The 13,806-nt window shown below is 34.9% G+C and carries 11 protein-coding genes, 1 riboswitch and 1 other annotated feature; of the genes, 7 read left to right on the forward strand and 4 right to left on the reverse strand.

Going from position 1 to position 13,806, the window contains the following annotated elements; all coding sequences use genetic code 11:
• Positions 1-20 precede the first annotated feature (20 nt).
• The 3 genes from AC0ONG_RS07455 (at position 21) to AC0ONG_RS07465 (ending at position 5,567) form a co-directional block, all read left to right on the forward strand.
• Positions 21-1,319 carry a sensor histidine kinase gene (locus AC0ONG_RS07455; RefSeq protein WP_074595886.1) on the forward strand — a complete coding sequence of 433 codons (1,299 nt, stop codon included), beginning with the start codon at positions 21-23 and terminating at the stop codon, positions 1,317-1,319.
• A 2-nt stretch (positions 1,320-1,321) separates the two neighbouring features.
• Positions 1,322-2,254, forward strand: coding sequence for a response regulator (locus AC0ONG_RS07460; protein ID WP_000500302.1), 933 nt, complete (start codon positions 1,322-1,324; stop codon positions 2,252-2,254).
• Between the two features lie 118 nt (positions 2,255-2,372).
• Positions 2,373-5,567 carry a DEAD/DEAH box helicase gene (locus AC0ONG_RS07465; RefSeq protein WP_136996489.1) on the forward strand — a complete coding sequence of 1,065 codons (3,195 nt, stop codon included), beginning with the start codon at positions 2,373-2,375 and terminating at the stop codon, positions 5,565-5,567.
• A gap of 101 nt (positions 5,568-5,668) precedes the next feature.
• Here AC0ONG_RS07465 and AC0ONG_RS07470 read toward each other — a convergent pair whose 3' ends face one another.
• The gene (locus AC0ONG_RS07470; protein WP_000047588.1) at positions 5,669-5,803 is read right to left on the reverse strand and encodes a DUF3934 domain-containing protein; all 135 of its coding nucleotides are present in this window, start codon (positions 5,801-5,803) and stop codon (positions 5,669-5,671) included.
• Between the two features lie 406 nt (positions 5,804-6,209).
• Positions 6,210-6,468 (forward strand) — a binding site (T-box leader).
• A gap of 70 nt (positions 6,469-6,538) precedes the next feature.
• Between AC0ONG_RS07470 and asnA the strand changes: the two genes are divergently transcribed.
• The gene (gene asnA, locus AC0ONG_RS07475; RefSeq protein WP_000284912.1) at positions 6,539-7,522 is read left to right on the forward strand and encodes an aspartate--ammonia ligase; all 984 of its coding nucleotides are present in this window, start codon (positions 6,539-6,541) and stop codon (positions 7,520-7,522) included.
• A 62-nt stretch (positions 7,523-7,584) separates the two neighbouring features.
• Here the strand turns inward: asnA and AC0ONG_RS07480 are convergent, their stop codons facing one another.
• Positions 7,585-8,037 (reverse strand): VOC family protein, encoded by a 453-nt coding sequence (locus AC0ONG_RS07480; protein ID WP_001107268.1) that lies wholly within the window; start codon positions 8,035-8,037, stop codon positions 7,585-7,587.
• 229 nt (positions 8,038-8,266) lie between these two features.
• Positions 8,267-9,496, reverse strand: coding sequence for an aspartate kinase (locus AC0ONG_RS07485; protein WP_000448034.1), 1,230 nt, complete (start codon positions 9,494-9,496; stop codon positions 8,267-8,269).
• Positions 9,497-9,699: 203 nt separating this feature from the next.
• Positions 9,700-9,886, reverse strand: a riboswitch (Lysine riboswitch).
• A 193-nt stretch (positions 9,887-10,079) separates the two neighbouring features.
• Between AC0ONG_RS07485 and AC0ONG_RS07490 the strand changes: the two genes are divergently transcribed.
• The 3 genes from AC0ONG_RS07490 to AC0ONG_RS07500 are packed head-to-tail and all read left to right on the forward strand — an operon-like array spanning position 10,080 to position 13,229.
• Complete coding sequence (locus tag AC0ONG_RS07490) at positions 10,080-10,988, forward strand: DoxX-like family protein (RefSeq protein WP_000823949.1); 909 nt, start codon at positions 10,080-10,082, stop codon at positions 10,986-10,988.
• A gap of 4 nt (positions 10,989-10,992) precedes the next feature.
• Positions 10,993-11,604, forward strand: a complete 612-nt coding sequence (locus AC0ONG_RS07495) for a DUF4166 domain-containing protein (protein ID WP_000002624.1) — start codon at positions 10,993-10,995, stop codon at positions 11,602-11,604.
• 5 nt (positions 11,605-11,609) lie between these two features.
• Positions 11,610-13,229, forward strand: coding sequence for a YndJ family protein (locus AC0ONG_RS07500; RefSeq protein WP_016098205.1), 1,620 nt, complete (start codon positions 11,610-11,612; stop codon positions 13,227-13,229).
• Positions 13,230-13,265: 36 nt separating this feature from the next.
• On the opposite strand, the gene AC0ONG_RS07505 is transcribed toward AC0ONG_RS07500, so the two are convergent.
• Entirely contained in the window at positions 13,266-13,751 is a 486-nt protein-coding gene (locus AC0ONG_RS07505; RefSeq protein ID WP_001130579.1) for an 8-oxo-dGTP diphosphatase, read from the reverse strand.
• Positions 13,752-13,806 lie beyond the last annotated feature (55 nt).

The raw sequence follows: 13,806 nt of genomic DNA on the forward strand, positions 1-13,806 counted from the left end.
ACTGAAAAAAAGTATAGGAAGTGTCACCTTTGAATTGGAATCAATTATGGAAGAAAGATATGTCCCTTTTAATTATATTAATGGTCGTTGTTCCGATTGCTGGGGAGCTGAACTTTCATCCCTTTAATGATACGTTTCGAGTTAGCTTCGGTACACCGCTATTCTTCTTTTTATTATTATTTTTAAGAAGAGTACCAGCAGGAGTTGCAGGTATTCTTGTTGGTATATCTGTAGTCTTATTCCGAGTATGTCTTGACTGGATCATGCAAGGTTCATTTCATATGACAGAATCATTTTATTTGCGTTATCCTGTGTTCTTCTATTATTTTATTTATGGCAGTTTTTTTTCGCTTTGCAGGGTAAATAAGTTCCATCAGAAACCAATCATTATTGGATGCCTTGGAATTTCAATTGAAATTGTTGCAAGTATGTCAGAACTTGCGTTTTATCACATGTTAGTACTAGGTACAATAATAACGATTTCTGAAGTAAATAAACTCATCATTATTGCTATTTTTCGTAGTTTCTTTGCACTTGGTTTTTTAAATATGATGAATTTATATGAAACGAAATTAAAAGAATCGCAAGTTCGAAAAGAAAATGAAAATATGTTAATGCATCTTTCTAATTTATATGTGGAATCTGTTCATTTGAAAAAGACGTTACAAAATGCGGAGTTAATTACACAAGAAGCATATCAACTATATCGAAATTTACAAGTAAGCGCTGATTCAAGTAGTAAAACAGCATTGAAAATAGCGGGAGAAGTGCATGAAATAAAAAAGGATAATCAAAGGATATTTGCAGGATTATCTAAACTGTTATTAGATAAAAATGTGGCTGAATATGTAGAAGGACATGAGTTAGCAGAAATGATTGTTAGAATAAACGAGAAGTATGCTGAAATGCTAGAAAAGGATATACGTTTTTCTAAACATATAGAAGGTGAGCATGCTGCATATCACGTGTATACAGTTCTATCAATTTTTAATAACCTCGCTGCAAATGCAGTTGAAGCAATTGAAGATAAAGGTGTCGTTATTATTAAGCTATATAAAAGAGATCAACATATATTTTTTGAAGTAATTGACGATGGACCTGGTATTGCACAAAAGTATAAGAAATTAGTATTTAAGCCAGGGTTTACTTCCAAGTATGATCAAACGGGAACGCCGTCAACTGGTATTGGGCTTTCTTACATAAATGAAATGGTAACAGAGCTAGGCGGAGAAGTGAGATTAGAAGGCCGAGAAAATAAAAGAGGATGTAAGTTTATCGTTTGTTTACCGGAGGGTAGTTTAAAGCGGGAAGGGGAATAGATTTGTTTTATTATATCGTAGACGATGATGAAGTTTTCCGTTCGATGCTTTCGCAAATTATTGAAGATGGAGATCTTGGAGAAGTAATTGGTGAGGCGGATGACGGAGCTTTTATTGAGGCGGATCAACTAAATTTTAAAAAAGTAGATATTTTATTTATTGATTTGTTGATGCCGATGAGGGACGGAATTGAAACAGTTCGTCACATTGCGTCAACTTTCACGGGGAAAATCATTATGATTTCTCAAGTGGAATCGAAGCAGCTTATAGGTGAGGCATATACACTTGGTGTAGAATATTATATTACAAAACCATTAAATAAAATCGAAGTTGTATCGGTTGTACGCAAAGTGATGGAGCGTATTAGATTGGAGCGTTCTATACACGATATTCAAAAATCATTGAATAACGTGTTTCAGTGGGAAAAACCGCAATTGCGTACTGAACCAGTGCAAGAAGGAAAAAAGATAGGGGATTTAGGGCGCTTTTTACTATCAGAACTCGGTATTGCGGGAGAGAATGGAAGTAAAGATTTACTTAGTATGCTGGAATATTTATATGGTCAAGAAAAGGCACAGACATTTGAGTTTGGCTTTCCTGCGTTAAAAGAAATTTTCCATCATATTACGATAAGAAAATTAGGGGATTTAGCTTTAGAGGCGGATATTGATAAAGAGAAAAAAGCGTCTGAACAAAGAGTACGTCGAGCTATTTATCAGTCGTTAAATCATTTGGCTTCTTTAGGATTAACAGACTTTTCAAATCCAAAATTTGAAAGCTATGCTCCAAAATTTTTCGATTTTACCGTAGTTAGAAAACGGATGACAGAAATGACGAAAGATGAACTCGCATCTTCTGGTCATACGCGAATTAATACGAAGAAGTTTATTCAAGTATTGTATTTTGAGGCGAAGAGGTTGATGGAGATAGAGTGAAGAAGATGCTTATAAATAAGCATCTTCTTTTGTTAAATCAACATTTTATATTTTCTCGTGGAGCATGTAAAATGTTAAGTAAGAGAAAATGGTTTTATATTAAGGAAGTGTCAAAGCGATGAGTTTCACATTGAATAAATCGATTATTAAAGAAGTGTGCGGAGAGACCTCATATAAAAGAGGTGAAGCCTATTATAAATCAAATAAAGTGATAATAGATCAGTACGATGAAAATAAAGAAATTTGTGAGGCGACAGTAAAAGGGAACGAGGATTTCCATGTTACAGTAGCAAAAGCCAAAAAGGGTGATGTTGTTGCAAAATGTAGTTGTCCTTCATTAGCGTCTTTTCAAACGTACTGTCAACATGTTGCAGCAGTATTAATACAAATAAACTATAATCAACAAACAGGTGGAATGAGCTCCACTAGTAACAGAAACGATCAATTGACAAGTGGTATGTTTCAGCTGTTTGCGGACAAACCACTGAGGCCAAAAAGTAAACAACACCGTTTTGATACACGCGAAATATTAGATGTTGAGTTTATATGTACACCAGTAGCTACGAGAAGTGGTGGAGCTCTACTTGGAATTCAATTGAAACTTGCCAAAGTGTATTTCATAAATCATATTAGAGAATTTCTTTCTAAGGTGGAGAAAAGAGAGTCTTTTCATTGTTCAAATGAATTTACATATACGCCAGATGTACATAGTTTTAAACAAGAAACGGATGCGATTATCCAGCAGCTCATTAAAATGTATCATAACGAAAAAATGTATGAGGATGCGCTAGAAGTACATGCGAAACAAGATGAAAGTATGATATTCATACCACCAGCTTCATGGAAAGATATGCTCTCTTCACTTTCTAAAGTTGAATATGTACAGCTGAAACAAAATGAACAACTGTTTCAGGGATTACAAGTTTCAAAAGGTTTGTTGCCGTTACACTTTGAATTTACAAAGGGAAATAATGGCGGATTTACACTTCATATAGATGGTCTAAATCGTGTACGAGTTATGGATATGTATAACAATGCACTTTACGATGGGAAATTATATCACTTACACATTGAAGATTGTATGCGACTTATTGAATTACAAAAGATGATAAGTCGCTCAAATAGTAATCAGTTTTATATTCCAGAAAGTAAGATGGAACATTTCGTCGGGAAAGTTGTACCAGGATTAATGAAGCTCGGAACTGTACACATTGATGAAGTAATATCGGATCGTGTTGAAACACCTTCGCTAAAAGCGAAATTGTATTTAGACCGCGTGAAAAATCGCTTATTAGCAGGTCTTGAATTTCACTATGGGAACGTCATGATTAATCCGCTAGAAGAGGATGGACAGCCGTCTGTTTTTAATCGTGATGAGAAAAAGGAAAAAGAGATTTTAGACATTATGAGTGAAAGTGCCTTTGCAAAAACAGAAGGCGGTTACTTTATGCATAATGAAGAAGCTGAGTATAACTTTTTATATCACGTCGTGCCAACATTAAAAGGTTTAGTTGATATTTATGCGACGACAGCAATTAAATTGCGAATTAGTAAAGGGGATGTAGTTCCTCTTATTAGAGTGAGAAGAAAAGAAAGAATTGATTGGTTGTCATTTCGTTTTGATATAAAAGGAATACCAGAAGCAGAAATTAAAGATGTATTAGCGGCCCTTGAAGAGAAACGTAAGTATTATCGATTGGCGAACGGTTCTTTTTTATCGCTAGAGAGTAAAGAGTTTAATGAAATTAATCAGTTTATAAAAGAATCAGGTATTCGGAAAGAATTTTTACATGGAGAAGAGGTAAATGTTCCGCTTATTCGGAGTGTAAAATGGATGAATGGACTTCATGAAGGCAATGTTTTAAGTGTGGATGATTCTGTTCAAGAGTTAGTAGAAAACATTCAAAATCCGAAAAAATTAAAGTTTGCTGTGCCAAATACTTTAAATGCAGAAATGAGAAAGTATCAAGTATATGGGTTCGAATGGATGAAAACACTTGCTTATTACCGTTTTGGCGGTATTTTGGCAGATGATATGGGACTTGGAAAAACGTTGCAAAGCATTGCTTTTATAGATTCTGTTTTGCCTGAGATTCGAGAAAAGAAGCTGCCTATATTAGTCGTTTCACCATCATCTCTTGTTTATAATTGGTTTAGTGAATTGAAAAAATTCGCCCCGCATATTAGAGCGGTTATTGCAGATGGAAACCAAGCAGAGCGCCGGAAGATTTTGAAAGATATAGCGGAATTTGATGTCATAATTACGTCATATCCATTACTGAGAAGAGATATAAGATTATATGCAAGACCATTTCATACACTATTTCTTGATGAAGCACAGGCGTTTAAAAACCCTACAACACAAACGGCAAGAGCTGTGAAAACAATTCAAGCTGAATACCGTTTCGGACTAACGGGGACACCTGTAGAAAATTCATTAGAAGAGCTATGGTCTATCTTCCATGTCGTTTTCCCGGAATTATTACCAGGAAGAAAAGAGTTCGGTGATTTAAGGCGTGAAGATATAGCGAAGCGAGTGAAACCATTCGTATTAAGACGGTTAAAAGGGGACGTATTAAATGAGTTGCCAGAGAAAATAGAGCACTTACAATCATCGGAGTTATTACCCGATCAAAAGAGTCTCTATGCTGCTTATTTAGCGAAGTTAAGGGAAGAAACGTTAAAGCATTTAGACAAAGACACGTTACGTAAAAATAAAATTAGAATTTTAGCTGGTTTAACGAGATTGCGACAAATTTGTTGTCATCCCGCTTTATTTGTTGATGATTACAAAGGAAGTTCAGCTAAATTTGAACAACTGTTAGAGATTCTAGAGGAATGTAGAAGTACAGGGAAGAGAATATTAATTTTTTCTCAATTTACGAAGATGCTTTCTATTATTGGTCGTGAGTTAAATCGACAAGCAATTCCATACTTTTATTTAGACGGGAGTACACCAGCGCAGGAACGTGTAGAGCTGTGCGATCGGTTTAACGAAGGAGAAGGAGAGCTATTTCTCATTTCTTTAAAAGCTGGTGGTACCGGACTTAATTTAACTGGTGCAGATACAGTAATATTATATGATTTATGGTGGAATCCAGCTGTTGAACAACAAGCGGCCGATAGAGCGTATCGAATGGGACAAAAAAATACAGTGCAAGTTATAAAGCTAGTAGCTCAGGGAACAATTGAGGAGAAAATGCATGAACTGCAAGAAAGTAAGAAAAATTTAATCGCTGAAGTGATTGAGCCGGGAGAAGAGAAATTGTCCTCAATCACAGAGGAAGAAATTCGAGATATTTTAATGATTTAATATAAAAAAGCTATGCCTTCAAATTGATGAGGGCATAGCTTTTTTGTTGTAATAATTATATTTTGTTTTGTACAAAGTAAAGAAATCAAATGTTATTTAAATTACTTCTTTGTACCTTTACTTTTGTATGGTTTGGCAGCTGCCTTTTTCTTTGCACTTGATTGCCAACGGTTCCATCCTTTACTTCCTGTACCTTGTCCTACACCTTTTTTCGGTTTTGCTTTCGTTTTACTCATATGATCACTCCGTTATATAAAAATCTTATTTGATAATAGTCAATGATTTAGAAAATACTCTTTATAAATGACTATGATTACTTTAAGTAAAAATAAACTGCTTGAATGCTATAGTATATCATGAAATTGCAAGTAAACTGAAAGGAATTATAAAGAAAATGAAAATAATAAGAAATACTGCGGATTCTATATTCCGAACGATCACATTAATTGTTGTGTATACGTTAGTTTCGATCAGTGAAACATTTTTTGGATTGACGAGGCAGAAAAAGTAAAGATGTTAAATTAACAACAATCAATAAAGCCGTAAAATAAAGAATTGAAAAACATTTTAAAACTTTTTGTTGACTTTCTTTATTTTTTGTATAGAATAATCATTAATAAAATGTTTCAGAGATGTGACAACAAAACGACTATGAAAGGACGAGTAGTAGTAGGACGTAGTTTAAGCGAGTCAGGGGTGGTGTGAGCCTGATACGAAGCCTATTATGAAGAACCTCCTGGAGTTGCTAACCGAAATCCTTTATAGGAAAGTAGACTTAGCCGGGAACTTCGCCGTTACAAGAAGAACAGTATCGAGATATTTTATCTCCGTACTGTATAAGTGAGCAACCTCTGTTGCTAATTTGGGTGGTACCGCGGAACCAAAGCCTTTCGTCCCAGTTTTTTGGGAAAGAAGGGCTTTTTTTGTTGGCTTCTTTTCACAACATCCAAACATTTTAGGAGGAAACCACCATGTATCAATCATTAATGACAGTAAGAGAGACTCAAATCGCAATTAAGGAAGTTAAAACATTTTTCGAGGACCAATTAGCAAAACGCCTTGAACTATTCCGCGTATCTGCACCATTATTCGTAACGAAAAAATCAGGATTAAACGATCACCTGAACGGTGTAGAACGCCCAATTGAATTTGATATGTTACATTCAGGAGAAGAATTAGAAATTGTTCATTCACTAGCGAAATGGAAACGATTTGCATTACATGAATACGGATACGAAGCTGGTGAAGGTTTATATACAAACATGAACGCGATTCGTCGTGATGAAGAACTTGATGCAACGCATTCCATTTATGTTGACCAATGGGATTGGGAAAAAATCGTTCAAAAAGAATGGCGTACTGTCGATTACTTACAAAAAACAGTACAAACAATTTATGGAATATTCAAAGATTTAGAAGATCACTTATTTGAAAAATATCCGTTCCTTGGAAAGTATTTACCAGAAGAGATTGTTTTCATTACTTCTCAAGAACTAGAAGATAAATATCCAGAATTAACACCGAAAGATCGTGAACACGCAATTGCGAAAGAACACGGTGCAGTCTTTATTATTGGAATTGGTGATGCACTTCGTTCAGGTGAAAAGCATGATGGACGCGCGGCTGATTATGACGATTGGAAATTAAACGGTGATATTTTATTCTGGCACCCAGTACTACAATCTTCATTTGAATTATCATCAATGGGAATTCGTGTTGATAGTAAATCACTTGATGAGCAGTTAACGAAAACTGGTGAAGACTTCAAACGTGAGTATGATTTCCATAAAGGTATATTAGAAGACGTACTACCATTAACAATCGGCGGTGGCATTGGACAATCAAGAATGTGCATGTACTTCTTACGTAAAGCACATATCGGTGAAGTTCAATCTTCTGTATGGCCTGACGATTTACGTGCAGCTTGTAAAAAAGAAAACATTCATCTGTTTTAATAGAAGTGAGGGAATAGCTTAAATATAGAGCTATTCCTTCTTTTTTATAAAACGTCACTTGCTTATTTATTACCGAGTTCTTCCGCTAAACCGATTAAAATTCCTTCGACTCCACGAATGTAGCAGAGACGATACGAGTTCTCGTATTGAACTACTTCGCCAACGAGTTCTGCACCATGCTTAGTGAGTCTGGATACCATTTCGTCAATGTCTTCAACGGTGAACATGACGCGTAGATAACCGAGGGCGTTTACAGGAGTATTTCGGTGATCTGATACAGTAGGTGGGGTGAGAAATCGCGAAAGTTCAATTCGGCTGTGGCCATCTGGAGTGACCATCATAGCAATCTCTACGCACTGAGAGCCGAGTCCAGTTACGCGACCAGCCCATTCACCTTCGACAGTGGCTCGCCCTTCGAGGTTCAAGCCAATCTCCTCGAAGAAAGAGATTGCGTTATCAAGGGATTCTACAACGATGCTGACATTGTCCATTCGTAGTAATTTGTTTTTTGCCATAGTCTTATCTCCTTATGTATAAAAGTTTATTATTTAATCATCCTCATAATTATACTACTAAGTAGTTACAAATTCCTTTCAGTCAAAAACACCTTGTCATAGTATATGAAAAGGTGACAAGGTGTTTTTTTATATGTCATATAGCATCTTGTTAACGAACAGCATTTTATTTAATAGGAAGGAAGTAGATTAATATGATTTTTTTATAAGCGTTACTGAAAATATCAAATTAGCTCATTTGCACTAAAGGCTCAATTTTCGCCATAAATGATTGATGCAACGCCTCAACACCTGTTACTAAATGAAGGCGGTCAATAACGACAGACACTTTAATTTCTGATGTACTTACCATTTTGATATGAATATTTTCTTCTTTTAAAGTAGTGAACATATTTGCAGCGACACCAGGGTTAGATACCATGCCAGATCCTACGATTGATACTTTTGCTAAGTGATTTTCATGTTCTACAGATTCGTAGTGAAGAGTTTCTTGATTTTGTTCCAAAACTTTTAAAGTTTCTCTTAAATCATTCGAGTGAATGGAGAAGGAGAGATGTACAGTTCCTTCATTTGTAATACTTTGAATGATGATATCTACATTAATGTGTGCTGCTGCTAATGTAGAGAAAACTGTTGAAAGCGAGCCTTGTTCTAGTCCTTTAATTGTGACACGTGTAATGTTATCCTCAAATGCAATACCTTTAACGATTGATTGTTGTTCCATGTTACATTCTCCTTTTACAATTGTTCCGTTTTCTTGTTCCATACTTGAGCGAACTTCTAAAACTACGTTATGATTTTTAGCAAACTCAACAGCGCGCGGGTGTAATACGCCAGCACCGAGATTAGCAAGCTCTAACATTTCGTCATAAGAAATTTCATCTAATTTGTAAGCATCTTTTACAACTCGTGGGTCCGTCGTATATACGCCTGTCACATCCGTATAAATATCACATTTTTTTGCTTTAAGTGCAGCGGCTAGTGCGACAGCAGTCGTATCAGAACCACCACGGCCAAGCGTTGTAATTTCATTTTCTACACTTATACCTTGGAAACCAGCTACGATAACAATCGTGCCTTCAGCAAGATAAGATTGAATACGATCTGTATGAATGTCAGTAATCCGTGCACTACTATGTACAGATTCTGTCGTAATACCTGCTTGCCACCCTGTTAATGAAATTGCATGATAGCCTTTTGCTTGCAGTGCCATTGTTAATAATGAAATAGTTACTTGTTCTCCTGTAGATAGAAGCATATCCATTTCACGTTTACTTGGATTTTCTGTGATAGCGTTAGCGAGTGCGACAAGTTCATCTGTGCTTTTTCCCATTGCTGAAACGACAGAGACAATGCTATGACCTCGTTCATATTCTTCAATAATTAAATTTGCTACATGTTGAATGCGTTCGACGCTTCCGACAGAAGTGCCACCAAATTTTTGAACAATTGTTTCCATTACAAATTCCTTCTTTCGTCTATTTTTAAGAATAGATTAGGAAATATATAAATCCCAATACTCCTGTAGTTACCAGAAAGACAAACAAAAAACACCATCTCAAATAAGTGAGGATGGTGCTGTTACAGGAAAAGGGAAACAGAAAACGGAGCTAATAAAAAAACCGCCAAAAAAGGAATATCATAAAAAAATGATATCTCTTTTTTGTAGATAGCTCTTCATACGTACACGTCTGTACATATGACAGTTCTGTTTCTATTCGAAAACAGCCCCAATTGATAAATGCAGAGAAATTTATCAATTTCGGCAATACTTCCTTTCATCTAAGTTCATAGACATCTCTGTGTCTCCATTAGAATACTCATAAGTATCGCAACCTCTATCTCACGTTTTAGGCGAGAGTGTTTGATTTATGAAGTTGTTGGTAACATTTGTTTTATAATAATTTAAATTTTTCGTGGAATCAAGTGTTTTATATATATTTTAAAAATTCTTTCTTTTTTATGAGGAAGTTTGTGAAAAATGTAGCAAAATAAATTCATTGCATGTACATTAAACTTATAGTGCATAGGAGGTGGGGAGAATGAAAAGGAAACAGCCTATTTATGTTGCGACAAAAATGAACACGACGATGGAAAAATTATGGGAATATACGCAAGAACCAGATATACATACAGAGTGGGATGCTCGCTTTACTGAAATTTCGTATTTAGAGAAAAAAGAAGGAGAACCACAGAAGTTTTTGTATAAAACAAAGATTGGATTTGGGCTTGAAATAGTTGGAGAAGGGGAATCAATAGGTGAAATAAGAAAAGAAACTGGTGAAAGAATTTCTTCTTTAAAATTTTGGACGGATAATACATTATCTCTTATTCAAATAGGACGTGGTTATTGGAAGTATACGCCCAATAAAGAATACATCCATTTTGAGACACAATATGATTATGATACAAGATTTGGTCGTATAGGAAATGTAATAGATTCCTATATTTTTCGTCCGTTATTAGGTTGGGCGACTGCTTGGAGTTTTGATGCCTTAAAATTATGGTTAGAAAAGGGGCTTCATCCTAGGTTACTAATTAGAAGAACAATGACGTATTGGCTCGTATGTTCTTTATTTGCTTTTGTATGGATATATCAAGGGATAGTGCCAAAACTACTGTTTACTCATTCAGAAGAAGTAAAGATGCTTTCTTTATTAATCGGTTCAAATGAAAGTAGTGTATGTATACTTAAAATAATTGGGGGGTTAGAAATAATTTTCGGTGTCGTATGGCTGTTGCCACTAACAAAACGAAAATTATTTATACTGCATATTATTGTATTACTAGTTTTAACGTTAGCGGCAGGATTTACGAATATCGCAAGCTTTACAGGACCGTTTAATCCGATTACATTAAATGTTCTTTTAATGGGGTTATCAATTGTCGGTTATATAAATAGTTTCGATTTACCAAGCGCGAAAAATTGCAAGAGGACGAGAAAGGGATAAGTGTATGGCTAATATGTATGAACGATTATTAGGGGATATCTATAAAAATCTTCATCCTGAATTGCAGAAGCGTTATGCGATTACAGAAGAAAATAGTTTTACAGGGGAAGGAAAGATGGATGAAATTTACGGTGGTTCTTTTTTCGTAAAATTCATATTAAAAATTGCATCGAAGTTTCGAATATTTTTCTCGGAACGAGGAGAGGAAATTCCATTTACGATACAAAACATAGCTGAGCGAGATGAATATGGACAAGAATTAGTAAGGTGGAACCGTACTTTTTATTTTCATAATAAGAAAAGATATTTTAACGCAGTTATGCAATTGGATGAAAACGAAAATGAAATTGTAGATTATTTTGGCGAACCACATTTACTCGTTTCTACACTACATTTTCATATCGATGAGTTAGGGGCAATGCATATTACTTCAAAGAAACAATGGTTTTATATGTTTGGAAGAAAAATTCCGTTGCCAAAATTCTTGTATGGTGAAGCAAAAATTGTTGAAAGTTATGATGCAACACTACAGTGTTTTCGAATTCATGTACAAGTACGAAACCCGTTAATTGGCTCGCTTTTTTCATATAAGGGAACATTTGTGGAAAGGAAATAAACGATATGAAAAATATAATATTTGGGCTTGCTGGTTATGTTGTTTTTCTATTATGTGAGCGGTCGAATATAAATCCTGTTGAAGCAATTATATTATTATCTGTTTTATTATTTATACCAATGTCACTTTGTATTATTGATAAAAGAAAAAGAGATGGCTCGTATTTATTATTTTATAAATTCGTATCGTTTTTATATCCAATTGCAGCAATTTGTGCAATGCTAGCTTTCGTCACAAATCACTATGTATTTGCGCTAGTTTGGTTTGTATATACAGGAATTGTTGCGTTATTTGGTGTAAGTAGATTGCTAGAAAGAGGATGGAAGCCGTTAGAAGAGACCGCCATAGATAGTGCGTTTATTTATTTGTTTTTAGGTGGTTTTTGGTTTTTTGCTTCAGTAGCAAAACTTTCAATTATGCAGTTTAGCTCTGACATTGTTTTACTCACAGCTGCACATTTTCATTATTCGGCGTTTCTATTGCCATTATCAGCTGGTTTAATAGGGAGAAAAAGAGAAAAGAGAAGTAAAGTATATGATGTTATTATGTTTATCATCATGATTTCACCTATGACAGTCGCAATAGGAATTACATACTCGAGAATATTTGAATTTTTTGCAGTGTTTCTATATTTATGTGCGATTTATGGGTATGGATTTTACGTTTGGAGAGCAAAATTTAATGCTATCAGTGCAAAGATTCTACTAATCGTTTCGTCTAGTACACTCATGGTTACAATTATGTTCTCACTTATATACTCATACGGGAATTTGAAGCATGTAATGACGATTACAATTGCTCAAATGGTTTGGATTCATGGTGTTGTCAATGGAATTGGAGTAGCGTTACCGGCATTTGTCGGCTGGATGATCGAAAAGAGTGTTCCGAATTATAAATACTATGGGAAACCAATGAGTAAATTAAGAGGAAGTGTGGCAATTGGTGAGGCTTTTTTATATAGCGGCAATTTAGTAGGCAGTAAGGAATACAACGGTTTAGTTGATCAAATAACTGATTTTCATAGTGAGTCATTTGACGTGACGAAGGTACCTTTAAGTATTATTCGTTTTTATGAAAATACAACAGAGTATGAGTTGCAATCAAATATTAAATGGGCTCGTTGGTTCCGCCCATTTGCATTTTGTTATGAGAAAATGAGTAAGCGTGTGGGACAAATACATTTAGGGATGGGCGGCAATTGGGAAACGATGCATGGCTCTATCATTAATGTAATAGATGAGAAAGATGGAAGAGAGAATGTAAGGGCTTGGCTAAGGAAAAATGAAGCAGGTGAATCTATTTTTGTAGCTCTTTATTCAAAGCATACAAATAAGAATGAGACATATATGAATATCGCCTTACCTTTACCTTATTCGAATATGACTGGTATTTTGAAAATATATAATGATATTCATGATTTAATCATTACTAGTAAGTTAAGAGAAAATGGTCAGGGAGATGAGGGTATTTATTTACATACTCGGTTCTTAACAATCCGTTTACCGTTAGCAGAGACTTTCGTCATTACAGAGGATAAGGATAAAATGTTAACAGCTCATCATAGCATGTGGATATTTGGACTTAAATTTTTACATATTCATTATAAGATTGAAAAAATTACTTAGAAGTAAGAAAGGCTTGGACAGGTTTCCAAGCTTTTTTTATGTATGGGTAATTGTCATAGAAATTTGTTTATTTAGCTCGTTATCCCAAACACGTTGAATTTCAAAAGTGCCTGTTTCAAAAAATAATGGGAATCTCTCTTTAAACCAATCTTGCATAGGAAGATGTAGTGCTGTATCGATTGGTATCCATAATAATTCGCCCTCAGGAGGGTTTAAAAGAAGTTCACCTTCAAATGAGTCTGTCCAGTAGTTAAATACCATGTACCGAACATTACCTTTCGGATTTACATATTCATCTAATCCTTTAAAAGTTAAATTCGAAACAAGTAATCCAGTTTCCTCTTTTACTTCTCTTATAGCGGCTTGAACGATACTTTCGGGGAAATCTACTTTGCCGCCAGGAGCGATGTAGCCAGGGAAACCTCGATGGTTGGGGCGTTTTATGAGTAAAACTTCATTGTTACGTTGGATCATACACATTGTATAGATCTGGTGTTCGATGTTATGTGAATTTAGAGGCATAATGATGTATTCTCCTTTATATTTTTTTGATAATTTTACCATAACATAATTGTTT

Source organism: Bacillus sp. TCT6, assembly GCF_056033845.1.